This is a genomic window from Allobosea sp. 05L423 (assembly GCF_056397745.1).
The window spans coordinates 21,376-43,784 of the sequence record NZ_JBFTOA010000011.1 but is presented as its reverse complement, the minus strand read 5'-3'; the positions used below and the strand labels follow the sequence as shown (position 1 = coordinate 43,784).

Genomic DNA, 22,409 nt, shown 5'->3' with positions numbered 1-22,409 from the left:
GCACTCGCATAGGCGAGGTGGTGCGTGATATCCGCACAACCATCCTTCACCGATGCCGACAGGTAAGCCGATGCCGCCTCGCCCCGTGATGCTGATGATCCTCGACGGTTGGGGCTGGCGCGACGACAGCAAAGACAACGCCGTGCGGCTGGCGAAGACCCCGAATTTCGATCGTTTCTGGGCGAGTTGCCCGCATGCCTTCCTGCGCACCTCCGGGCTCGATGTCGGCCTGCCCGAAGGCCAGATGGGCAATTCCGAGGTCGGCCATCTGAATCTCGGCGCCGGCCGGGTGGTGATGCAGGACCTGCCGCGGATCAACCAGGCGATCGCCGACGGTTCGATCGAGGCCGCGCTCGCTGCCTCCGGTCTCGTCGCTGAACTCAAGGCGAGCGGTGGTGCCTGCCATCTGCTTGGTCTCGTCTCGCCGGGCGGCGTCCATGCCCATCAGGACCATGCCGTCGCGCTCGCCCATATCCTGACGAAGCAGGGCATCCCGGTTCGGGTCCATGTCTTCACCGACGGGCGTGATACGCCGCCGCAATCGGCCGCCGACTACGTCAAGGCCTTTGCCGCCGCGCTGCCGCCAGAGGCGGTGATCGCCAGCGTCTCGGGCCGCTACTATGCGATGGACCGCGACAATCGCTGGGAGAGGGTCGAGAAGGCCTGGCGAGCGATGGTGCTGGGAGAGGGCGAGGCCTTCGACACGGCCGATGCGGCGATCGCGGCCGCCTATGCCGGCAAGGTCACCGATGAATTCATCCTGCCGGCGGCGATCGGCGGCTATGCCGGCATGAAGGATGGCGACGGGCTGCTCAGCTTCAACTTCCGCTCGGACCGCATCCGCGAGATCCTGAATGCGGTCCTGGAGCCGGCTTTCGACGGCTTCGCACGTCCGCGCGTGCCAAAGCTCGTCAAGGCGGTCAGCATGACCTCCTACAGCGCCGAGCTCGACAAGATCATGCCGGCGCTCTTCCCGGCGCAGACACTCGCCAACGGGCTGGGCGAGACGGTCGCCAGGGCGGGCCGGACGCAGGTCCGCATGGCGGAGACGGAGAAGTATCCGCACGTCACCTATTTCTTCAACGGCGGCGAGGAGACGCCCTATGCCGGCGAGGAGCGGGTGATGGTGCCGTCGCCCAAGGTCGCGACCTATGATCTGCAGCCCGAAATGTCGGCTCCGGAGCTGACCGCCAAGGCAGTCGAGGCGATCGAGTCCGGCCGCTACGATCTCGTCGTGCTCAACTTCGCCAATCCCGACATGGTCGGCCATACCGGCGTGCTGGCGGCGGCGATCAAGGCGGTCGAGACGGTCGATGCAGGCTTGGGTGCGATCGCCGAAGCGGTGCAGCGGCAGGGCGGGGCGCTGCTCGTCACGGCCGATCACGGCAATGCCGAGCTGATGGTCGATCCGCAGACCGGCAAGCCGCATACCGCGCACACGACGAACCCGGTGCCGGTGATGCTGATCGGCGGGCAGGCCAAGGCGCTGGCGGATGGGCGCCTTGCCGACATCTCGCCGACCTTGCTCGCGTTGATGGAGCTGGAGCAGCCGGCGGAGATGACCGGGCAGTCGCTGCTGCGCTGAGGCGGGGCGACCGGCAAAAGCAAAACGGCGCGGAGATGATCCGCGCCGTTTCGTTTTTTGGTCGTTGGGTCAGTCTCAGTACTTGCGCACCACCGGCGGCGGCGCATAGGCGACCGGCTCCGGAGTGCCGCAGCAGTTCGGGTCTCCGAAGTTCCAGCGCATGCCGATGCGGAAGTCGTGGCTGTCGAGGTCCTTGGCCTTGAGCGGGCCATAGCTCTCGGGGAGGAAGGCGTTCTGGATGCGGCCCGACTGGCCGTCGCCAAGGTTGAGGTAGCGATAGCCGAGTTCGAGGGTGAGGTTCTTGTTCACCTCGTAGCCGAGGCCGGCCATGAGCGCCCAGGCGACGTTGGTCTTGGTGCCGTTGTTCGCGTAGCCCAGCGTCGGGAAGCCGGCGACCGAGCCCTGGTCGGTCAGGCCGCTGATGCGGTTCTGCGTGAAGCCGATGCCGGCGCCGATATACGGCGTCAGGCAGTTCCAGGTGCCGAGGTCGATGTAGCCGTTGAACAGCGTGACCAGCGAGGACAGGTTGCCCTTGTAGGTGTTGGTCTGGTTGTCGTTGATGAAGGGGTTGAAGACGATGTCGTTCACCCCGATCGAGGTGGAGCCGCGATACTCGCCGGTGACGTCGAAGCGGAGCCAGTTGTTGAAGCGATAGCCGATGCCGAGGCCGGCGAAGAAGGCCGAGTTGTCGGTCTTGCCGAAGAATCTGCCACCGAACTGGGCGACATCTTCCTGGAAATATTTCCCGACGCTCTGGACACCGACGCCGATATCGCCGCGCAGGTAGAAGCCGCCGGAGATCGTGCCCTTGAGGCCGAGGGGCTCAGGCGGGGGAGGCGGCGGTGCGTAGGCCAGATCGGCTGCGTGCGCCGCGACGGAGGCACCGAGGGCCAGGGCGCCCGCCAGCGCGAGAGTTTTCAGGCTGCCCATGGCAGTGTCCTTCGCGTTTGCGCGGCGCAAGAACGCAGCCCGCGCGAGTTACCAACGGGAAGAACCTGTCAGACATTTCTTAAATGACCCTTAACCCTAACGGCTAACCTTACTTTTGCCTGAACTGCGCCCGAATGCTTAACGAAATCTTTCTGATTTCGGCGTGGCCGAGATCCGAGGCGAGGGCGATGGCAGGGAGACTGCCTGGTCACTGGCAGGGCAGAGTCGCATTCAGCTTGCTGCGGATGATCGGCAGCGACAGGCTCCTGAAGAAGCTGTGAAAGCGCTGGGGCGCCCGAAAAGCGAGGCGGTTGCCATCCTGCCAGACGGGGACGACCGTGCCGTTGAGGCGCGCGGTCATCGCTGCAAGCCGCATCCTGTCGATCGCGGCCTCCTGCGCCACGCGGGTCTGCGCGCCGAAGGAACTTTCGACCGGAACGATCACAAAGAAATTCCCGCGCTCATTCAGGTGAGCGATCTGCACATCCATCATTGATAGGCCGCACCCGTGGCCCCCCGAGGATACTTGGCCTTAAATGACGTTAACCGGCATCCTTCATTTGGATGAATTGCGCGCATGGCCGGTTCGAGAGGGGGGACGTTCTCCGTCCCGTGCCTTTCCCGATCGGGGCTGAGAGCGGCCGGCTCAGCCCCTTGCCGCGACCGTATTTGCGGCGGGCAGGCTGGAGCCGACAGCTGCCTTCCGGTTGGCAGTCTGGCGGCCCTTTGCCGCCACATCCTCGAATTCGCGGCGAACCTCTTCGGTCCGATGCTCTAGGCGAACAGCCGCTCGGCGTGCCAGGCGATATGCTGCGCCATGAAGGTCGAGACGAAATTGTAGGAGTGGTCGTAGCCATCCCGCATCGTCAGCTGCAGCGGGATGCCGGCCGTGGCGCAGGCGATTTCGAGCAATTGCGGGCGCAGGCCCTCGTCGAGGAAGCCGTCGGCGGTGCCCTGGTCCACGAGGAGATCCGGGATGCGATGCCCGTCCGCGATCAGCAGGGTTGAATCATAGGCGCGCCAGGTCGTTTCGTCGGGGCCGAGATATTTCTCGAATGCAGGCCGGGACCAGCCCGCGGTCGAGGGCTGGGTGATCGGCGCGAAAGCCGAGACCGAGGCGTAGCGCCCGGGATTCTTGAGCGCGAGCGTGATCGCCCCATGCCCACCCATGGAGTGGCCGAAGATGCCCTGCCGGCTCATGTCGAGCGGAAAGTTCTTGGTGACCAGCGCGGGCAGCTCGTCGCGGATGTAGCTCTCCATCCGGTAGTTGCGGGCGTAGGGCTCCTGCGTGGCATCGAGATAGAAGCCGGCGCCCGAGCCGAACTGCCAGTTGTCGGGCTCATCCGGCACGGCTTCGCCGCGCGGGCTGGTGTCCGGGCAGATGATGGCGATGCCATTGGCGGCAGCCGCGGCGCGGTACTCGCCCTTGTCCATCGCGTTCTGATGGGTGCAGGTCAGGCCCGAAAGGTACCACAGCAGCGGAACCGGCCCATCCTCGATCTGATGCGGCAGATAGATCGCGAAGGTCATCGGGCAGGCGCAGGCCGCGCTCTCGTGACGGTAGACGCGCTGGGAGCCGCCGAAGGCCTTCGAGGAGGAGAGGAGTTCCATGGTGAGTTCCTTTCGGTCGAGCGCCTGCGACAATGCAGCTTAACCTGCGCCGTCATCCCGGGCGCAGCGAAGCGGAGATCCGGGATCCATCGTGAGGAACTTTGCTCTACGATGGAGCCCGGATCGGCGCGGCTTCACCGCTTGTCCGGGATGACGATGGCTCCGTGCCCTATCGATAAGGCCAGAAAGCGGCGTGCCTCAGTAGACCACGACGCTGCGGATAGACTTGCCCTCATGCATCAGGTCGAAGCCGTGATTGATCTCCTCCAGCGTGAGCTTGTGGGTGATCAGGTCGTCGATGTTGATCTTTCCTTCCATATACCAGTCGACGATCTTCGGCACGTCGGTGCGCCCGCGCGCGCCGCCGAAGGCGGTGCCCTTCCAGACGCGGCCGGTGACGAGCTGGAACGGGCGGGTGGCGATCTCCTTGCCGGCCTCGGCGACGCCGATGATGATCGACTCGCCCCAGCCGCGATGGCAGCATTCCAGCGCCTGGCGCATCACATTGGTGTTGCCGGTGGCGTCGAAGGAGAAATCGGCGCCGCCGCCGGTCAGGTCGACGATCGCCTGCACGACCTTGTCGTTGCCGACCTCGGCCGGGTTGATGAAGTCGGTCATGCCGAACTTGCGCGCCATCTCCTGCTTGGCCGGATTGATGTCGACGCCGATGATCTTGTCGGCGCCGACCATGCGCGCGCCCTGGATGACGTTGAGGCCGATGCCGCCGAGGCCGAAGACCACGACATTGGCGCTCGGCCAGACCTTGGCGGTGTAGATCACGGCGCCGATGCCGGTGGTGACGCCGCAGCCGATGTAGCAGATCTTGTCGAAGGGTGCGTCCTCGCGGACCTTGGCGAGCGCGATCTCGGGCAGGACCGTGAAATTCGCGAAGGTCGAGCAGCCCATGTAGTGGAAGACCTCGCCGCCGTCGCAGGAGAAGCGCGAGGTGCCGTCCGGCATCACACCCTGGCCCTGGGTCGCGCGGATCGAGGTGCAGAGATTGGTCCGGCGCGACAGGCAGGACTTACAGCTGCGGCATTCCGGCGTGTAGAGCGGGATGACATGGTCGCCGGGCTTCAGCGTCGTCACTCCGGCGCCGACCTCGCGCACGATGCCCGCGCCCTCATGGCCGAGGATCGCCGGGAACTTGCCCTCGGAATCGAGACCCGAGAGCGTGTAGGCGTCGGTGTGGCAGATACCGGTCGCCATGACCTCGACGAGGACCTCGCCGGCCTTGGGGCCACCGATCTCGATGGTTTCGATGGTAAGCGGCTTGCCGGCTTCCCAGGCGACGGCGGCGCGGGTTTTCATGGGGTGTTTCCTTCCTTGCGAACGGTCATTTCAGATAGGGGCGGATGACCCGCATGATCGCGGCGACCTCGTCGGCGTCATCGGGGGATGTCTTTGCCGGGCCGGCGGTGCCGTGCATGGTTTCGCGCAGGTGGCTCTCCAGCACCTCCGCCATCAGCCCGGTCGCGGCGCCGCGCAGCGCGGCGAGCTGCTGGAGCAGGGCGCCGCATTCCTCGCCGCGTTCCACGGCGGCGATCAGGGCGTCGGCCTGCCCCCTGATCCGGCGCAGCCGCGTGACGGCGCGCTTCTTCTCTTCCGGCGTATGAGGCATGGCGACATGTCGAGCTTCGATCTGCCAGTTACGCTATGGTACTCGGGGGGAGTATGTCAACGCGGGCGACTTGCCGACATGAAAAAGGGCGGCAGCGTTGCCGCTGCCGCCCTTGCGCAGGCGCGATGTTCAGAAGGCTCAGAAGCTGTAGCCGAGCTTCACCTTGACGAGATGCTGGCCGAAATTGGTCAGGTCGAGATTGCCGGGGTCGCCCTTGGCCTTGCCGGCGACCTGGATGTTGTAGGCGGCCGAGAGTGCGAGCTGCTTCGTCGCCTGCCAGAAGATGCCGGGGCCGGCGAAGGTGGCGTAGCCCGCCTCATTACCGAAGCCGAGCTCGTTATGGGCGCGCATGTGGCGGACTTCGCCGCTGAGATAGAGTCCGTCCGAGACCTGCCAGGAGAGCGAACCAGCGACCGTGAGGGTCGAGGAGCGCTGATAGGGCGAGGGGCCGGTCCAGGTCAGATCCTGCGAGAGGTTGAGCGCCGCATAGAGCGTTCCGGGGATCAGCGTCTTGTCGGCGAAGAGGCGGATGCCGGTGTTGTAGGTGGTGAAGCGGCCGGCGCCGTCCGGATCGGCGCGGTTGAAGCTGGGGTCGATCACGAGGGTCAAGCCGAGCCCGTGCATGTCGCGGCCGAGCAGCTTGTACTTCATCTCGACGCCGGCGCCGATGGCGCGCGCGTCGGCGCCGATGCCGTTGGCCGAAGCATTGGTGAAGGAGCCCAGCACATAGGGGCCGATCTCGAAGCAGGGGAAGAGCCCGTAGGATCCCTGCAGGGTGAGGCCGTGGCCGTTCGAGGAGCCGACGCGCGTGCCGAACGCGCCGTTATAGGTGAGGCTGGGGCCGAAGGCGCCCTTCTCCGCGACATCCGAGCCGGTGGTGAAGCCGAATGCGTCAGTCGGAATGCCTTCGCTCTCGGTACAAGCCGAGACGACTGGCGCCGGTGCGGGAGCGGTCTTGCGGGATGGCAGATCAGCGGCAAAGGCAGAGGCTGACGCAGCAGTAGCGATCAGGGCGAGAGCGAGGGCTTTCGAAGGCATAGCGGGCTCCGGGGAGGTCACGGATCAATACGTTATTGCAAATCGTTTGCAATATCTAATTCATCCTTGAATGAACCATGCCGTGGGTCCGGACCCGGCGCGATAAAAGAGCCATAGGCGTTTCCGCAATCCGGCCCGATGTTGTTGCGCTGCAACAGTCAGCGCTTTGGCAGGCGCGAGAGCCGTTCCAGGGCGCGTGGCGCGATCTCGGCCAAGGCCGCGACGGGCTTCCAGGCGGCGGCGTGAACCTCCTCGACCTGCGCGACGAGCGGCCGGGTGGGGTCGGCGAGGAAGAGATATTGCAGGTCGTGATGGATATGGTCGGGCTCGCCGCGGGCGGGCTTGCCCGGCACGTCGTGGCTGTCGATGGTGAAGGGCACGTCGCCGCCCGCGTGCCAGGGATGCAGCGTCAGCCCCTGGACCCCGGTCTCCTCCTCGGCTTCGCGCGCAGCCGACAGATGGAAATGCTCGGCCTCCTCCCAATGACCGCCGGGCTGGAGCCAGCGGCCGATCACGACATGGTCGATCAGCAGGACCTGCGCATGGTCGGGGGAGAGCACGAAGGCGCTGGTGGTGAGATGGCCGGGAAAGGTGTCGCGGCGGTCGAGGGCGTGACCCTCCGCCATCTGCCAGCGCAGCAGCGAGAGATGCTCGCGCGGGCCGGCGACCTCGGCACGGTAGCGCGCGACGGCGCGGGCAAGGCGGGAGTGAAAATCCATGGCGATCAACGGGTCTGGCCAGGCAGAGGCAGGCGGTAGGATTCGAAATGGCCGTTCTTGCGGCCGTCATAGCCGATCAGCACGGTGAGCGCGCCGCGGCTTTCCGCCAGGATCGTCAGGGATTCCGCCTTGCCTTCGCCGCGGGCCGGCAACTCGCCGAGGGGCGCGGCTGCCTCCGGCCGGGACGTGTCGACCAGCATCAGGGAATAGGGCAGCGATTGGTCCTGCGCCGGGCCAAGCAGCGCGAGCAGCCGTCCATCGGGCAGGGGGGCCAGGTCGCGGATGCCGCGATCACGCCCGGCCGGCAGTGCCACCACCGTCGGAGCCGTTGTCGCGGCAGCATGCCCCGGTGCGAAGAGCGCTGCGAGCGAAGCGCCGACGAGGAAGCTGCGATTGCCGAGCGAAGGCGCGCGCAGGCCGGCCCAGAGCGTATCGCCGATGACGGCGATGCCTTCGACATTGAGCCCGTTGTCGTCCATCAGGCTGCGGCCGAAGAAAGCGCCCGCCTCGCCAGCCCGGCGCAGCATGTCGCTCAAGCGATAGGTCAGCTCGACGCGTCCGGTCGGGGCGCCGTCGGCATCGACCTTGATCCGCGCCAGATGGAAGGCGGAGAGGCGGAACTCGCCCTTGTTGCGCGAGCAGCCATGGGAACCGGCCAGATAGAAAGCGCCATCCGCATAGGCGACGGCCTCGCCATCGAGTTCGGCGAAGCGGCCGGGCGCCCGGCAGATGCCCTGCGGCGGCTGGCCGAGCGTGTCGGGCGAGGCGTCCGTGCCGACGACCGGCAGGGTCGCGCCGGGCGTGATGCGGTTCTCGGCGATCCGGGCGAACTGGGCGAAGGAGCCCTCGTCGTTGATCAGCAGGCAGCGCTGGGCTCCGTTCGCGACCGGCATGCAGGCAAGGCCGCTGACATCGTGCGCCACCCTGCCCGGCCTTTTGCCCGAGAAGTCCCCCAGCGTCCTGAACCGCTGTTCGGATGCGAGCGTCGCGGCATGGGCGAAGGAAGCGCCGAGGAGGGCGGCGGCGAGGAGGGAGAGTAGGCGGGGGCGCATGCGGCGAATCCAGGAGAGACGGGCGGATTGAGCGCGAGCGGCCCGCGGAAGTCAAAAGCGGCGTCGCAGTTTTTATGCATCGTTGATGTTGTCGCGCTTCGCTACGTCTCGAATGCCTATGGCGGCAAAAATACCTTGTCCGTGCGGTCTGGAAGACCGTTCGGGAAACAGGATGATGTTCAGTATCCCTCGCAAATCCTTCGGCGGTCCGCTCCAGTTTCTGGTCGGGCGAGACATCGAAGGGCACTGGCTGGCCGTCGAGACCCATGGTCGCGGCGGCGGCATCTTCGCCGACCGCGGCACCGCGCTGCGCTATGCCGTCTTCGAGACCGGCCACCGGCCGCGCGCGGTCCGCATGACGGCAAAGACGCTGAGGCTGCTCTGAGGCGCGCCATGAACCACTGGCTACACGGCATGTTCACCGCGCTGGTCACGCCCTTCGATGAGGACGCGATCGACTACGGCGCTCTGGAACGCCTCATTCACTGGCAGATCGCGCAGGGCGCCGACGGTATCGTGATCGGCACCGCCACGGGCGAAAGCCCGACCCTGAACGAGGCGGAGCGCAGGGAACTCTGTGCTGCCGCCCGCCGCATCGCCGGCAGGCATTTCCCGGTGATCGCGGCCGTCGGCAGTTATGCCACGGCCGAGACGATCGCCGAGATCGCCGCTGCCGAGAAGGCCGGCGCCTCAGCCCTGCTGCTGCGCATGCCCTATTACAACCGGCCGACGCAGGCGGGTCTCGCCGCCCATGCCTTGGCTGCGGCGGCGGCGACCGGGCTCGAGATCATCCTCGACAACGATCCCGACCGCTGCGGCGTCGAGGTCGCGCCGGAGACGCTGGAGCGCCTGGAAGGCGCCGCGAATATCGTCGGCATCCTGGAGCGGCGCGGCGATCTCGTTCGCTGCGACCGGATCGCCCGGCTGCGCGACCGCCGGTTCATGCGGCTGACCGGCGCGGCCGAGACGATCCCCGCCTATCTGCTCGCGGGCGGCTGCGGAGCCGTCACCAGCGTCGGCAATCTCGCACCGCATTGGCTGGCGCGGCTGGAGAGCGCCGCGCGCTCCGAACTCTACGGGCAGGCGCAGATCCTGCAGCGGCGTCTCGTCCCGCTGCTCGACCTGCTGGCCCGGGAGCCCGATCCGGTGCTCGTCAAGCTCGCCCTGTCGATGCTTCACCCGGAGATCGGTGCTGCCTGTCGCGCGCCGCTCGCGCCGGCGCGCCCGGAGTTCGCGGCCCTCATGCGCGATGCGATCGAGGATCTGCCGCGCCCGCTCGCCGGCACGGCGATGGCGGCGACGCGGAGCGGTGCGGCGGGGGCGCCCTGCCGCGCCTGAACCCGGCGTGGGCGCCGAAGCGCCTGCAATGATCGGATGGAGACTTCAATGACCACGATCGGCACCTATCGCCGTCGCCGGGAGGCGATCTACCAGCATGTTCGCGGTTCATCGAGCGGCAGCTGGAAGGCCGACCTGCTGCATCTCTTCGGGTCGGTCGCCCTGCTCGCCGTCGTCATCGGCGGGCGGGTCTGGTGGCACCTGCACTGACCGTGCAAACGAAAGGGCGCCGCTTCGCAGCGGCGCCCTCGATCGACTGACCGGACCCGGATTCAGCCCAGCTTGGCGTAGGCCGGGACGGTGAGGAAGTCCTCGAAGTTCGGCGCGAGCGACAGTGTCTCAAACAGCGCGATCGCTTCGGGGAAACGGCCCTTGGCATAGACGTCCGCCCCGAGCTCGCCCTTCACCCGCTCCATTTCCTCGGGCAGGCAGCGCTTGAACAGCGCCGCATCTGCTTTCACGCCGCCTTCGAGCTCGACGCCATACTGGACGAATTGCCAGATCTGGGCGCGGCTGATCTCGGCGGTCGCGGCGTCTTCCATCATGTTGTAGATCGGCACTGCGCCGCGGCCGCGCAGCCAGGCCTCGATATACTGCACGCCGACGCGGATGTTCTCGCGGAAGCCTTCCTCGGTGCGGGTGCCCTGGTGGACCTCCAGCAGGTCCCTGGTGCCGATGTTCACGTCGTCGCGCTTCTTGCCGAGCTGGTTCGCCTGGGGCATCAGCCGGTCGAAGACCTCCATCGCCACGGGAACGAGGTCGGGGTGGGCGACCCAGGTGCCGTCATGGCCGTCGCCGGCCTCGCGCTCCTTGTCGGCCTTGACCTTGGCGAAGGCTGCGGCGTTCGCTTCGGGATTGTTCTTGACCGGGATCTGCGCCGCCATGCCGCCCATCGCGAAGGCGCCGCGCCTGTGGCAGGTCTTGATCAGCAGCAGCGAATAGGCGCGCAGGAAGGCCTTGGACATCACGACCTGCGAGCGGTCCGGCAGGACATAGGCCTTGTTGCGGGCGAGCTTCTTGATGAAGGAGAAGATGTAGTCCCAGCGGCCGCAGTTGAGGCCCGCGATGTGCTCGCGCAGCTCGTAGAGGATCTCGTCCATCTCGAAGGCGGCCGGCAGGGTCTCGATCAGGACGGTCACCTTGATCGTGCCGTTCTTCAGGCCGAGCGCCGATTGCGCCGCGACGAAGACGTCGTTCCAGAGTCGGGCCTCGAGGTGGCTCTCGAGCTTTGGCAGGTAGAAATAGGGGCCCGAACCGGCCGCCAGCGCCGCCTTGGCATTGTGGAAGACATAGAGCCCGAAATCGACCAGCGAGCCGGAGGCTTCCTCGCCGTCGATCTCGATGTGGCGCTCCGGCAGATGCCAGCCGCGCGGGCGGATGATCAGCACGGCCGGCTTGGCGCCGAGCTTGTAGTCCTTGCCGCTCGTGGGATCGGTGAAGTCGATCTTGCCCGCCCAGCGATCCCTGAGGTTGATCTGGCCCTCGACCATATTGGTCCAGACCGGGGAGGAAGCGTCCTCGAAATCGGCCATGAAGACCTTCGCGCCGGAGTTCAGCGCGTTGATGATCATTTTGCGGTCGACCGGGCCGGTGATCTCGACGCGGCGATCCTGAAGTTCGGCCGGGATCGGCGCGACGTTCCAGTCGCCTTCGCGGATGTGCCTGGTCTCAGCCAGGAAATCCGGCGTTTCGCCGGCGTCGAAGCGCTTCTGGCGCTCGGCCCGCAAGGCGAGCAGGCGCTTGCGCGTCTCGTTGAAGCGGCGATGCAGGTCAGCGACGAAGGCGAGCGCTTCCGTGGTGAGGATCTCGTCGAAGCGCGGCTGCACGGCGCCCTTGATGACGACGCCCGGCGGAAGGGAGAGAGTGGGGGTGTCCGACATGGCTGCTCCTTTGGTGATCTGAACGCACTGTTCCGCGAAATGATTGTTTTCGGAATGGAGAAAAATGATTTTCACTTATTCTATTTGAGAAATAATTATCGGCGTGTGGAAGGCGGGATGACGCAACGGCACTTCTTTTCCCAAAAAATGCGCAGATAGGGCCGAGTTCCATGAATCGATTTTAGCAATTCGTAAGCTCCGAGCCCCAACCCTCATCCGGCTCAATGCGGCAATCCGGCCCAGGATGAGATGTCATGGTCAAGCTCGCTTTCATTTCGGAATTAATGCGGCGGTTCCGCCGCGACCAGCGCGGCAACGTGCTCGTCATGACCGGCTTCCTGACGCTTCCGCTCATCGGCATCGTCGGCGTCACCGTCGACTACTCGCGCGCCAGCAACGCCCGCCAGGCGCTGAGCTCGGCGATCGATTCCGCCTCGCTGATGGCGGCGCGCGACGCCCAGAAGCTGACGGACGGGCAACTCAGGGATCGGATCGATTCCTGGATCCGCGACAATCTGCCGGCGAGCGCGAAGAGTGAATTCACCGGTGCGAACGTGGTGATCGACCGCACGGCGCGAACGATCAAGATCACGGCGAACGCCAATGTGGAGACGACGATCGGGCGCGTGCTTGGACCTCAGTACATTCCTGTCGCCAGTGACAGCCAATCGACCTGGGGAACGAACAAGATCGAGCTGGCCCTGGTGCTCGACAATACGGGCTCGATGTCGTCCTCGGGAAAGATGACGGCGCTGAAACAGGCGTCGAAGGATCTGATTCAGATTATGAAGGACGCTGCGATCGAAACGGATCAGATTCGGATCTCGATCGTGCCGTTCAACACGCAGGTTCGTATCGACCGCGCCTTGAAGGACGAGCCGTGGATTCGCTACGGCATGACCCGGTCGGTGACGATGACCTGCGACAAGAACGGCAACAACTGCAAGGCGCCTAGCGGTGCGGCTGCGTCCGACCCCACAATTTCGAATTGCAAGACCAGCAAGGGCGTGACGACCTGCACCGAGACCCTGACGAAGGCTAACTGGGTCAAGACTGAGGGCTGCATAGCCGACCGGGACCAGAGCTACGACGTCACCGATGGCGGGGCGTATTCCGCCAGCGCCCAGCAGTATCCGGCGACCTGGTGTGGCCAAACCTCGCTGGCGCAAACGATGGGGTTGAGTTCCGATTGGACGGCGCTGACGGCCAAGATCGATACGATGACACCAGTCGGCGCCACCAACGTCACCATCGGCGCAGTCTGGGGCTGGGCAACGCTGTCGACCGGCGCGCCCTACACGGAGGCCAAGCCAAATACGGAGCCGCGGCTGAAGAAGTACATGATCTTGCTGACCGACGGCGACAACACCCAGAACCGTTTCGAAGGCGACGGTAGCACCCCCAATCCAAATATCGATGCTCGAACGAAACTTGCCTGCGCAAACGTCAAGGCGGCCGGCGTCAGCGTCTATACGATCCGCGTCATGGATGGAAACGCGGCGATGCTGCGCAACTGCGCCACAGATTCGACCATGTACTATGAGGTGACGAGCGCCTCGCAGCTCAGCCCGATCTTCAAGTCGATCGCCAACGAGATCAGCGCAGTGCGTCTGACGCACTGAGGCCGCCGCCGAGTTCGGCGAAGCGCGCCAGGAAGCGCGCTTGCGCCGTCTCGGTGTCCAGCGGGTCGAGCCAGGCCAGGACTTCGGCCGGCAGCGCCTGCGGCCGGCCGAAGAATTTCAGCGCCTCCGGACGGTCGAAACCGGCGAGCTGCGTCGCCTCGAAGAAGGCGGCGATGGTGTCGGCCTCCTTCGTTTTGCGCTTCAGCATCGCCGGTGTGGTTGCAGGCAGGCCAAAGCGCAGGTGGATCGCCGTGAGCAGGCGCAGCTCCACGCTCTTGTAGGCATCGCCCATCACAACCTTGAACGGCGAGATCATGTCGCCGATGACGTATTCCGGCGCGTCGTGCAGCAGCGCCATCAGCCGCCACGCCTCGCTCCAGTCCGGATACAGGAAGCCCGCGATAGCCTCGACCAGCAGGCAATGCTGCGCCACCGAGAAGGAATGCGCGCCGCGCGTCTGCCCATTCCAGCGGGCGACGCGGGCGAGTCCATGGGCGATGTCCTCGATCTCGATGTCGAGCGGAGAGGGATCGAGCAAATCGAGCCGCCGGCCCGAAAGCATGCGCTGCCAGGCACGCGGCGGTTCAGGCGTGCGGGACATCAGGCGGCGGGACGGGAGTCGCGCGCCAATTCGGCGCATTCGGTGTAGCGGAAGCAGCCGGTGAGATGGTCGTTGACCAGCCCGCAGGCCTGCATGAAGGCATAGACGATGGTCGGGCCGCAGAAGGTGAAGCCGGCCTTCTTCAGTTCCTTGGCCATAGCCTCTGAAAACTTGGTCTGCGTCGGCACCTCCTCATGGGTGCGGAAGGCGTTCTGCAGCACGCGGCCATCGAGATGCTTCCAGAGGAAATCGGCGAAGGGCTCGCGCTCGCTGATCCTGAGATAGGCCTGCGCGCTCTTGATCGTGCCCTCGATCTTGCCGCGATGGCGGATGATGCCGGGGTCGGCCAGGAGGCGCTGGACATCGGCCTCGCCGAAGCGTGCGACGGCTTCCGGCTCGAAGCTGGCGAAGCCGGTGCGGAAGGCGTCGCGCTTGCGCAGGATCGTGATCCAGGAGAGGCCGGCCTGGAAACCGTCGAGGATCAGTTTCTCCCAGAGTGCACGGGAATCATATTCCGGCACGCCCCATTCGGTGTCGTGATAGGCGAGATAAAGCGGGTCCGTTCCCGGCCAGCGGCAGCGGAACTTGCCGTCCGGCCCCTCGATCGCGATGCGTTCTTCGCTCATAAGGCGACTCCTGCGGCGGCTACGAAGCCCGTCTCGCCGGGGAAGGGGAAGCGGATGAAATCGGGCTTGTCAGCGAGATGGAAGGCGAGGCCGCCACCGAGCGGCGTCTCGCCTGCCGCCAATGCATCGGCCAGCCGGTCGAGGCGGAGCATGGCGAGCGCCTTGCCGTTCGCGCCCGAGCCGATGCTGCCGAGCATCTTGCCGCCGGCGGTCGCTTCCACGCCGGTCTCGGCGACGATGCCGTCGTCGAAGGCGATCGGAACGACGCGGGTGCGGGCCGTGCCGCGATGCTGCATACGGGAGACGACCTCCTGCCCGATATAGCAGCCCTTCTTGAAGGAGACGCCGCCGAGCTGGTCGAGCAGGGCTTCGTGCGGGAAGGTGTCGCCATAGGGGAAATCGCGACCGCCTGCGGGAATACCGAGCGCGATGCGGCGGGCGTGGTAGGCGTCGGGCTCGGCCGTGACGAGCTCATCGATGCCCTCGACATCGGCAATGGCGCGCTGGCCGAGCGCCGGCAGGCGCGGGTCGTCATAGACGAAGCCGGCCTCTCCCGGCAGCGGCGCTCCGTCCGCCGAGACGAGCACGGCGCTCTTCTCGGTGAGGTCTTCCAGAGCGACCTTGGCGCGCAGCTTGTAGAGTTTCAGACGTTTCATCAGATCGGCGGTCTGGAGCAGGGGGGTGTCGAGCAGGAAGCCGCCCCCGTCTTCCGCCGGCAGCGCGACGACGAAGAAATCGCAGATGATCTTGCCCTGCGGTGTCAGCAGCGCGCCATAGCCGGCCCGTTCCGGTGTCACCTCGTCCATCTCGTTGGTGACGATGTTCTGCAGAAAGTCGCGGGCATCCTCGCCGCTGACGCGGATGACGCCGCGATCGATCAATCGGGTTGCGGACATAGGCAGCCGTTCCAGTTCTGATTCCATGCCGGGCTCGTGCGGCCGAAAGGGATGATCGCGCCACCCGAAAGCTGTTTCCGCTTTCGGGACGGCGAGACTGCCGATAGGTAGGCCGCATCGGCCCTTTGCTCAACCGCCCGGAGAACCGCCATGCCGCAGACCTATGACGTCATCCTCAAGGGCGGCACGGTGGTCAACCAGGATGGCCGCGTCGCGCGCGACATCGGCATCACCGGCGGCAAGATCATGGCGCTGGGCGATCTCTCCCAGGCCTCGGCCGGCGAGGTCGTCGATTGCACCGGCCTGCACATCCTGCCCGGCGTGATCGACAGCCAGGTGCATTTCCGCGAGCCGGGGCTCGACCACAAGGAGGATCTGGAGACGGGTTCGCGCGCTGCCGCCCTCGGCGGCGTGACCTGCGTCTTCGAGATGCCGAACACCATCCCGCAGACGACGACGCCGGAGGCGCTTGCCGACAAGATCCGGCGCGGCCGGCACCGCATGCATTGCGACTTCGCCTTCTGGGTCGGCGGCACGCATGAGAACGCTGCCGACGTGCCGGAGCTCGAGCGGCTGCCGGGCGCGGCCGGCATCAAGGTGTTCATGGGCTCGTCCACCGGCGATCTTTTGGTCGAGGACGACAAGGGCGTCGCCGAGATCCTCAAGCGCACCCGCCGGCGCGCCGCCTTCCACTCCGAGGACGAGACGATGCTGCGCGAGCGCATGGGCCTGCGCGTCGAGGGCGATCCGGCAAGCCATCCGGTCTGGCGCTCGCCCGAGGTCGCGCTGACCTGCACGACGCGGCTGGTGCGCATCGCGCGCGAGACCGGGGCGCGGGTGCATATCCTGCACATCTCGACCGGGGACGAGATGCTGTTCCTCAGGGATCACAAGGACGTCGCGACCGTCGAGGTGCTGCCGAACCATCTGACGCTGGTCGCGCCGGATTGCTACGAGCGGCTCGGCACCTACGCCCAGATGAATCCCCCGATCCGTGATGACAGCCATCGCCAGCGCATCTGGTGGGGCGTGGAACAGGGCATCGTCGACGTGCTCGGCTCCGATCATGCGCCGCATACTCATGAGGAGAAGCACCACGCCTATCCGGCAAGCCATTCCGGCATGCCCGGAGTGCAGACGCTGGTGCCGATCATGCTCGACCATGTGAATGCTGGCCGGCTCTCGCTGGAGCGCTTCGTCGACCTGACCAGCCATGGGCCGCAGCGCATCTTCGGACTGGAAGGCAAGGGCCGGATCGCGGTCGGCTACGATGCCGATTTCACGATCGTCGACCTCAAGCGCCGGGAGACGATCACCAATGACTGGATCGCCTCGAAATGCGGCTGGACGCCCTATGACGGCGTGACCGTGACCGGCTGGCCGGTCGGCACCTTCGTTCGTGGCCTCAAGGTGATGTGGGAGGGCGAGCTGACGACGCCGTCGCAGGGTGAGCCGGCCCGCTTCCTGGAGGCGCTGCCGCGTAGCGCCTGAAACGGATCGGCGCCGCCCGCGTTTGCCTCTGGATGAGCGCGCGGGCAGCTCCGCAAAAAAAAAGCGAAAAAAGATTCCCGGCGCTGTCGATTCCAGCCGCGCCCGTTCGACGTGCAGTCAGAGAACGGGTTTCGGCGGTCCGCGCCGAAGCCGCCCGGTTCTCCCAAACCCAAGGAGAAGACCGATGCGTGTGATGGTTCTGGTCAAGGCAAGCAAGGACAGCGAAGCCGGCGTGATGCCGGACCCGGACGTCTTCGCGAAGATGGGCGTCTATAACGAGGAACTGATCAAGGCCGGCATCCTGCTCGCCGCGGAAGGCCTGCAGCCGACGTCCAAGGGCATCCGCATGCGCTTCTCGGGCAGCGAGCGCGCGATCACCGACGGCCCCTTCGCCGAGACCAAGGAACTGCTGGCCGGCTTCTGGCTCTGGCAGGTGAAGTCCTTCGACGAAGCGGTCGAATGGCTCAAGCGCGCGCCCTTCGACGGCGGCACCGAGATCGAGCTCAGGCCCGTCTTCGAGATGGAGGATCTCGGCGAGATGGTGACGCCGGAGCGGCGCGAACGGAAGGAAAACCTGCGCGCCGAATTCGAGAAACGTCCCGGCTGAGCCGGCCCGATACCCCAAACCCAGCTCAACGGACGGTGCAGGCTACGCCCCCGTCTCTCGAAGGAGAAAACCGATGCGTTTCATGGTGATGGTCAAGGCGACGAAGGACAGCGAAGCCGGCGCTCCGCCGAGCCAGGAGCTGCTCGAGGCGATGATGGCCTATAACGAAGAGCTGGTGAAAGCCGGCATCATGAAGGGCGGCGACGGCTTGCAGCCCAGCTCGAAGGGCGCGCGCGTCCAATTCGACGGCGCCAAGCGCTCCGTCGTCGACGGGCCCTTCGCCGAGACCAAGGAGCTCGTCGCAGGCTATTGGCTCTGGGAGTGCCAATCGCTCGACGAGGCGATCGCCTGGGTCAAGCGCTGCCCCAATCCGATGCCGGGTCCGTCCGAGATCGAAATCCGGCCGCTGTTCGAACTGGCCGATTTCGGCGAGATCGTCACGCCGGAGACGGCGGCGCAGTGGGACCGGCTCAAGGCCGAGTCCGAGGGGCAGGGCTGAGCGATCGACGCCTTGCCTGGGCCACTTGCCAGCCGATGCGCTGATGGTGTGTATCGCTTCCCATGTCGGGCAGCGATGCACACCGCACCATCGAGACGGTCTGGCGCATGGAGTCGCCCCGGCTGATCGCGGGCCTTGCGCGCCTGACCCGCGATGTCGGCCGGGCCGAGGAGCTGGCGCAGGAAGCGCTCGTCGCGGCGCTGAAGCAGTGGCCGCAGGAGGGCGTGCCCCGGAATCCCGCCGCCTGGTTGATGCAGGTCGCGAAGCATCGCGCGCTCGATGCCGCCCGCCACGAGATGATGGCCCGGCGCAAGCAGGAAGAGCTCGGCCGCGACCTCGAAAATGACGGCCCGGCCATGCCCGATCTCGATGCCGCCCTCGACGATGAGGTCGGCGACGACCTGCTCCGGCTGATCTTCACCGCCTGCCACCCGGTCCTCCCCAAGGAGGCGCGCCTGGCGCTGACGCTCAGGCTGCTCGGCGGGCTGACGACCGAGGAGATCGCACGTGCCTTCCTGGTGCCCGAACCGACGATGGCGCAGCGCATCGTGCGGGCGAAGAAGACGCTGAGCGAAGCGAAGGTCCCCTATGAGGTGCCCGCCGGCGCCGAACTCGGGGAGCGGCTCGCCTCGGTGCTGGAGGTGATCTATCTGATCTTCAACGAGGGCTATGCCGCGACAGCCGGGCAGGACTGGGTGCGGCCGGCGCTGTGCGAGGAAGCGCTGAGGCTCGGGCGCATCCTGGCGGCGCGGGCTCCGGAGGAACCGGAGGTGCTCGGTCTTGTCGCGCTGATGGAGCTGCAGGCTTCACGACTCCGGGCGCGCGTCGGCCCCGATGGCGAGCCGATCCTGCTGCTCAACCAGAACCGCGCGCGCTGGGACAGGCTTCTGATCGGACGAGGGCTCGCGGCGCTGGAACGGGCGGAGCGGCTCGCCGGCACTTTGCCGGGTCCCTATCTGCTGCAGGCGGCACTGGCCGCCTGCCATGCCCGTGCGCGCACGGCGGAAGAGACCGACTGGCAGCGAATCGCGGCGCTCTACGCGGTGCTCGGCCGGGTGATGCCGTCGCCGATCGTCGAGCTCAATCGGGCCGTGGCGGTCGGCATGGCTGAAGGGCCGGCAGCAGGGCTGGAACTGGTCGAAGCGCTGGCGACCGAGCCGTCGCTCAAGCGCTACCATCTCCTGCCGAGCGTGCGCGGCGACCTGCTGTCCAAGCTCGGCCGGCTTGCCGAGGCGGCTGCGGCCTTCGAGCAGGCTGTAGCACTGACGCGCAACGTCAAGGAGCGAGCGTTGATGGAAGAACGAGCAGCAGCGGCACGGGCTGGTGCCTGCAGGGCCGCATCGAGCTGAGAATGTCTCACCAGGCCTTAAGCCGTCATGCCCGGGCTTGACCCGGGCATCTCATGCCAACCGAGGCTTCCGCACTTGTCCGTCCCGGGATTCCCGGGTCTGCGCTTCGCTTCGCCCGAGAATGACGCCTGGATTCAGTGCCGCGTGCCGGTGGTGAAGGCGCCGCAGCGAACTTTCTCGGGCAGGGCCTCGGTGAAGACGGCGGTGGCTTCCTCGCCATAGGTCTCGACCAGGGTGCGGAGCGCAGCAAAGAGCGCGGCATGGGCGAGCGCATCCGAATCGAGCCCGTCCTGCTGGGCTTCGGTGAAGGCGTCCTCGACGTAGCCGTAGGCGACGCGGCGCGCATCGCCATGGTCTTCGGCGAGATTCGGGTCGAGCATCGTGTCTTCGGGCTGGATTGGCATCGAAATGGGACTCTGCGGCCTTCTATCTGATGCGAATCGCGCCGGTTGTGACCCGGTTCGCGACGGTTGGGCGACACTCAAGTCATAGGCCGTGCCAGAGCGGCACGCTACCGCGGTGTTTAAGAAAGGTTAACGCGACCGGAAGAATTCCACCGAAGATCGCATTCGGGCAACAGCTGTTGCCTATCCGCCATAGCGGCTGGCCAGCGCCCGCGACAGGGCCTCGCCTTCAGCCGCGAGACGCGCGGAGGCTTCCTGGCTGGCATCGGTACAGGAACGGTGGGTCAGCGAATAGGCCTTGAAACCGCGGTTGAAAGCGGCGGTCAGGCGGTCGCGCCGTTGTGGGGTGCGCCCTTCGGCCTCGATCAGGGCGGCCATGCGGGCGCGCCAATCCTGAGCCTCCTTGCCGCCGCAGAGCGTGCGCAGATAGGCGAGCGAGCCCATGATCTCGGCGAGCTGGAGCAGTTGCGGCTCATAGGGCGGGCCGTCCGGCTCCTGGACGGGCGGTTCGGCAGGCTTGGCTGCGGGCGGTTTCGCCGGCTGCGGCGTTCGCTGCTGCGCCTGCGAAACCAGCGGCGCGAGCACGGCAAGGGCCAGAACGGCCGAAGCGCGAGCGCCGCGCCTCATGCCGACCCGCTGGCCGCGAAGAGGCTGTGAGCCCGGCGCAGCACGTCGCCGAGTTCGCGCGTGGTGGCGAGCCCGCCGATCTTCAGGGGATCGGCCCACATCACGGCGCCTGCCTCCGGGCCCGGTTGCGGTTCGCCGGAAAGCCATTCGCCGACGAAGGAGGCGACGACGAAGTGATGCGTCACGGCGCCCTTGGCATCGCGGCCGAAGATCTCGACATGGCGGTTGAAGCCGAGGATGCGGGCGGTCACGCCGACCTCCTCGTCGAGTTCGCGCAGCGCCGCCTGCTCGAGCGTCTCGCCGGCCTCGACCTTGCCGCCGGGCAGCGACCAGAGCTGGTCGGCCGGCGGCTTGGTGCGGGTCGCCAGCAGCACCTTGCCTTCGCGGAAGACGGCGACCGACGCTGCGAGCACGGGCCGAGCCGCCGCGCGGCCGGGCATGGGGAAGCGGATGACCTGGCCGCCATCCTTGCTCATGGCGCGCTGACCGGCGTCAAACGTGCTGTCCGCCATTGATGTGCAGCTCCGAGCCGGTGACGTAGCTCGAGGCGTCCGTGCAGAGGAAATAGATCGCCTTGGCGACCTCGTCGGTCTTGCCGAGCCGCTTCATCGGCAGGGTGGCGACGATCTTCTCGGTGCCCGGCGAGAGGATGGCGGTATCGATCTCGCCCGGCGAGATCGAGTTCACGCGGATGCCGAACGCCCCGAAATCGGCGGCCATCTCGCGGGTGAGGCTGGCGAGAGCCGCCTTGGAGGTGGCATAGGCGGCACCGGCGAAGGGGTGGACGCGTGAGCCGGCGATCGAGGTGACGTTGACGATCGCGCCCTTCGCGGCGGTGAGTTCGTCGAGCAGTCCGCGCGCCAGCATGATCGGCGCGAAGAAATTGACCTGGAAGACCTTGTGCCAGTCGTTGAAGGAGGTGGTGGCGGCGCCGAGCCGCTCGCCGTTGCGCCCCTTCGGCGAGATGCCGGCATTGTTGACCAGCGCATTCAGCTTGCCGCCCTCGACGGCCAGCCGCTTCTTGATCTCGGCGATGCCGCGCATCGTGTCCTCGGGATCGCCGAGGTCGATCTGGACATGGTCGTCGGCACCAGAGGGCCAGGGGCACTTCTCGGAGAAGCCCTGGCGCGAGCAGGACAGGATACGCCAGCCCGCCATGGCGAACTGCATCACCGTGGCATGGCCGATTCCGCGGCTCGCTCCGGTCAGCAGCATGACCGGGCGCTTGCCCGGCTCGGTCTTCGGAAAATCGAACTTCGGCATCGCCATGGGGCTGGAGTCCTCAGGGGTAGAAGCGTGTCTTGGACCAGGGCTCACCGGCCGAGCCGCGGCGGAAGATGATGCGGTCGTGCAGGCGGAAGGCGCCGTCGCGCCAGAACTCGATATAGACAGGGGTGATGCGAAAGCCGCGCCAATAGGGCGGGCGCGGGATCTCGCCGATGCCGAACTTCAGCGTATAGGCCGCGACCGCTTTCTCCAGCGCGAAGCGGCTTTCCAGCGGGCGCGACTGCTGCGAGGCCCAGGCGCCGATGCGGCTGTCGCGCGGGCGCGACTGGAAATAGGCCTCCGATTCGGCGTCGGTGACGGGGGCGACGGGGCCGCGGATGCGGATTTGCCGGCGCAGGCTCTTCCAGTGGAACAGTGCCGCGGCCTTGGGCTGGCCGAGCAGCTCCTCGCCCTTCTGGCTTTCGGTGTTGGTGTAGAAGACGAATCCGTCCGGCCCGTGGCCCTTCAGCAGCACCATGCGGCTGTTGGGCAGGCCGTCGGCATCGACGGTCGAAAGCGCCATGCCGTTCGGGTCGTTGGGCTCGGATTTCGTCGCTTCGTCCAACCACTTCTGGAACAAGGCGAAAGGCTCGTTTTCCTCGGTGAAGTCACCGCTCGTTAACGGTTGCACGTTCTAATCCTCGGTC

Annotated in this window: 26 protein-coding genes; 9 read left to right on the top strand and 17 right to left on the bottom strand. The window is 66.5% G+C overall.

What is annotated here, in order from left to right:
- Positions 1-70 precede the first annotated feature (70 nt).
- The gene (gene gpmI / locus AC1DNE_RS20855) at positions 71-1,585 is read left to right on the top strand and encodes a 2,3-bisphosphoglycerate-independent phosphoglycerate mutase (protein ID WP_476841175.1); all 1,515 of its coding nucleotides are present in this window, start codon (positions 71-73) and stop codon (positions 1,583-1,585) included.
- A gap of 75 nt (positions 1,586-1,660) precedes the next feature.
- Here gpmI and AC1DNE_RS20850 read toward each other — a convergent pair whose 3' ends face one another.
- The 8 genes from AC1DNE_RS20850 to AC1DNE_RS20815 all read right to left on the bottom strand — a co-directional run bounded on the left by AC1DNE_RS20850 (position 1,661) and on the right by AC1DNE_RS20815 (position 8,556).
- Complete coding sequence (locus AC1DNE_RS20850) at positions 1,661-2,515, bottom strand: outer membrane protein (protein ID WP_441472881.1); 855 nt, start codon at positions 2,513-2,515, stop codon at positions 1,661-1,663.
- Positions 2,516-2,723: 208 nt separating this feature from the next.
- Complete coding sequence (locus AC1DNE_RS20845; protein WP_441472880.1) at positions 2,724-2,960, bottom strand: hypothetical protein; 237 nt, start codon at positions 2,958-2,960, stop codon at positions 2,724-2,726.
- Positions 2,961-3,289: 329 nt separating this feature from the next.
- Entirely contained in the window at positions 3,290-4,126 is an 837-nt protein-coding gene (gene fghA, locus AC1DNE_RS20840; protein ID WP_476766428.1) for an S-formylglutathione hydrolase, read from the bottom strand.
- Between the two features lie 198 nt (positions 4,127-4,324).
- Positions 4,325-5,437: an S-(hydroxymethyl)glutathione dehydrogenase/class III alcohol dehydrogenase gene (locus tag AC1DNE_RS20835; RefSeq protein WP_476841174.1), complete on the bottom strand. Its 1,113-nt coding sequence runs from the start codon at positions 5,435-5,437 to the stop codon at positions 4,325-4,327.
- 25 nt (positions 5,438-5,462) lie between these two features.
- Complete coding sequence (locus AC1DNE_RS20830; protein WP_441472877.1) at positions 5,463-5,747, bottom strand: metal-sensing transcriptional repressor; 285 nt, start codon at positions 5,745-5,747, stop codon at positions 5,463-5,465.
- 138 nt (positions 5,748-5,885) lie between these two features.
- Positions 5,886-6,785, bottom strand: a complete 900-nt coding sequence (locus AC1DNE_RS20825; RefSeq protein WP_476841173.1) for a hypothetical protein — start codon at positions 6,783-6,785, stop codon at positions 5,886-5,888.
- Positions 6,786-6,943: 158 nt separating this feature from the next.
- A complete protein-coding gene (locus AC1DNE_RS20820; RefSeq protein ID WP_476766430.1) occupies positions 6,944-7,504 on the bottom strand; it encodes an NUDIX hydrolase in 561 nt (186 codons plus the stop codon).
- Between the two features lie 5 nt (positions 7,505-7,509).
- Complete coding sequence (locus tag AC1DNE_RS20815; RefSeq protein ID WP_476841172.1) at positions 7,510-8,556, bottom strand: DUF3616 domain-containing protein; 1,047 nt, start codon at positions 8,554-8,556, stop codon at positions 7,510-7,512.
- Positions 8,557-8,731: 175 nt separating this feature from the next.
- Here AC1DNE_RS20815 and AC1DNE_RS20810 point away from each other — a divergent pair, with 175 nt between their 5' ends.
- From AC1DNE_RS20810 to AC1DNE_RS20800, 3 genes are read left to right on the top strand one after another with little or no spacing between them, the layout of a single operon-like run.
- Complete coding sequence (locus AC1DNE_RS20810; RefSeq protein ID WP_441472873.1) at positions 8,732-8,941, top strand: hypothetical protein; 210 nt, start codon at positions 8,732-8,734, stop codon at positions 8,939-8,941.
- An 8-nt stretch (positions 8,942-8,949) separates the two neighbouring features.
- Positions 8,950-9,894, top strand: a complete 945-nt coding sequence (locus AC1DNE_RS20805) for a dihydrodipicolinate synthase family protein (RefSeq protein WP_476766432.1) — start codon at positions 8,950-8,952, stop codon at positions 9,892-9,894.
- A 48-nt stretch (positions 9,895-9,942) separates the two neighbouring features.
- Positions 9,943-10,104 (top strand): hypothetical protein, encoded by a 162-nt coding sequence (locus tag AC1DNE_RS20800; RefSeq protein WP_441472871.1) that lies wholly within the window; start codon positions 9,943-9,945, stop codon positions 10,102-10,104.
- Positions 10,105-10,166: 62 nt separating this feature from the next.
- On the opposite strand, the gene aceB is transcribed toward AC1DNE_RS20800, so the two are convergent.
- The gene (gene aceB / locus AC1DNE_RS20795) at positions 10,167-11,774 is read right to left on the bottom strand and encodes a malate synthase A (protein ID WP_476766433.1); all 1,608 of its coding nucleotides are present in this window, start codon (positions 11,772-11,774) and stop codon (positions 10,167-10,169) included.
- Positions 11,775-12,028: 254 nt separating this feature from the next.
- Here aceB and AC1DNE_RS20790 point away from each other — a divergent pair, with 254 nt between their 5' ends.
- The gene (locus tag AC1DNE_RS20790; protein ID WP_441472869.1) at positions 12,029-13,396 is read left to right on the top strand and encodes a pilus assembly protein TadG-related protein; all 1,368 of its coding nucleotides are present in this window, start codon (positions 12,029-12,031) and stop codon (positions 13,394-13,396) included.
- Here the strand turns inward: AC1DNE_RS20790 and AC1DNE_RS20785 are convergent.
- Genes AC1DNE_RS20785 through ygfZ form a run of 3 tightly spaced genes read right to left on the bottom strand, consistent with a single transcriptional unit; the run spans position 13,371 to position 15,519 of the window.
- Positions 13,371-13,997: a YfbR-like 5'-deoxynucleotidase gene (locus tag AC1DNE_RS20785; protein ID WP_441472868.1), complete on the bottom strand. Its 627-nt coding sequence runs from the start codon at positions 13,995-13,997 to the stop codon at positions 13,371-13,373. The genes AC1DNE_RS20790 and AC1DNE_RS20785 overlap by 26 nt on opposite strands.
- Positions 13,997-14,623, bottom strand: a complete 627-nt coding sequence (locus AC1DNE_RS20780) for a DNA-3-methyladenine glycosylase I (RefSeq protein ID WP_441472867.1) — start codon at positions 14,621-14,623, stop codon at positions 13,997-13,999. The genes AC1DNE_RS20785 and AC1DNE_RS20780 overlap by 1 nt, the downstream gene beginning before the upstream one ends.
- On the bottom strand, positions 14,620-15,519 hold the full coding sequence (gene ygfZ / locus AC1DNE_RS20775) for a CAF17-like 4Fe-4S cluster assembly/insertion protein YgfZ (protein WP_476766447.1): 900 nt from the start codon (positions 15,517-15,519) through the stop codon (positions 14,620-14,622). The genes AC1DNE_RS20780 and ygfZ overlap by 4 nt, the downstream gene beginning before the upstream one ends.
- Before the next feature lie 150 nt (positions 15,520-15,669).
- Here ygfZ and AC1DNE_RS20770 point away from each other — a divergent pair, with 150 nt between their 5' ends.
- The 4 genes from AC1DNE_RS20770 (at position 15,670) to AC1DNE_RS20755 (ending at position 19,465) form a co-directional block, all read left to right on the top strand.
- Complete coding sequence (locus tag AC1DNE_RS20770; protein ID WP_476766435.1) at positions 15,670-17,010, top strand: dihydroorotase; 1,341 nt, start codon at positions 15,670-15,672, stop codon at positions 17,008-17,010.
- A 184-nt stretch (positions 17,011-17,194) separates the two neighbouring features.
- Entirely contained in the window at positions 17,195-17,617 is a 423-nt protein-coding gene (locus AC1DNE_RS20765; RefSeq protein WP_476766436.1) for a YciI family protein, read from the top strand.
- Positions 17,618-17,690: 73 nt separating this feature from the next.
- Positions 17,691-18,116, top strand: a complete 426-nt coding sequence (locus AC1DNE_RS20760) for a YciI family protein (RefSeq protein WP_441472863.1) — start codon at positions 17,691-17,693, stop codon at positions 18,114-18,116.
- Positions 18,117-18,178: 62 nt separating this feature from the next.
- On the top strand, positions 18,179-19,465 hold the full coding sequence (locus AC1DNE_RS20755; RefSeq protein WP_476766437.1) for an RNA polymerase sigma factor: 1,287 nt from the start codon (positions 18,179-18,181) through the stop codon (positions 19,463-19,465).
- A gap of 134 nt (positions 19,466-19,599) precedes the next feature.
- Here AC1DNE_RS20755 and AC1DNE_RS20750 read toward each other — a convergent pair whose 3' ends face one another.
- The 5 genes from AC1DNE_RS20750 to pdxH form a co-directional block, all read right to left on the bottom strand.
- The gene (locus tag AC1DNE_RS20750; protein ID WP_441472861.1) at positions 19,600-19,869 is read right to left on the bottom strand and encodes a hypothetical protein; all 270 of its coding nucleotides are present in this window, start codon (positions 19,867-19,869) and stop codon (positions 19,600-19,602) included.
- 183 nt (positions 19,870-20,052) lie between these two features.
- Positions 20,053-20,496, bottom strand: coding sequence for a TIGR02301 family protein (locus AC1DNE_RS20745; protein WP_441472860.1), 444 nt, complete (start codon positions 20,494-20,496; stop codon positions 20,053-20,055).
- Positions 20,493-21,008 (bottom strand): NUDIX hydrolase, encoded by a 516-nt coding sequence (locus AC1DNE_RS20740; protein WP_441472859.1) that lies wholly within the window; start codon positions 21,006-21,008, stop codon positions 20,493-20,495. Before AC1DNE_RS20740 ends, AC1DNE_RS20745 begins: the two co-directional genes overlap by 4 nt.
- Positions 20,989-21,765, bottom strand: a complete 777-nt coding sequence (locus AC1DNE_RS20735) for an SDR family NAD(P)-dependent oxidoreductase (RefSeq protein ID WP_441472858.1) — start codon at positions 21,763-21,765, stop codon at positions 20,989-20,991. Before AC1DNE_RS20735 ends, AC1DNE_RS20740 begins: the two co-directional genes overlap by 20 nt.
- 13 nt (positions 21,766-21,778) lie before the next feature.
- On the bottom strand, positions 21,779-22,393 hold the full coding sequence (pdxH, locus tag AC1DNE_RS20730) for a pyridoxamine 5'-phosphate oxidase (protein ID WP_441472857.1): 615 nt from the start codon (positions 22,391-22,393) through the stop codon (positions 21,779-21,781).
- Positions 22,394-22,409: the final 16 nt, after the last annotated feature.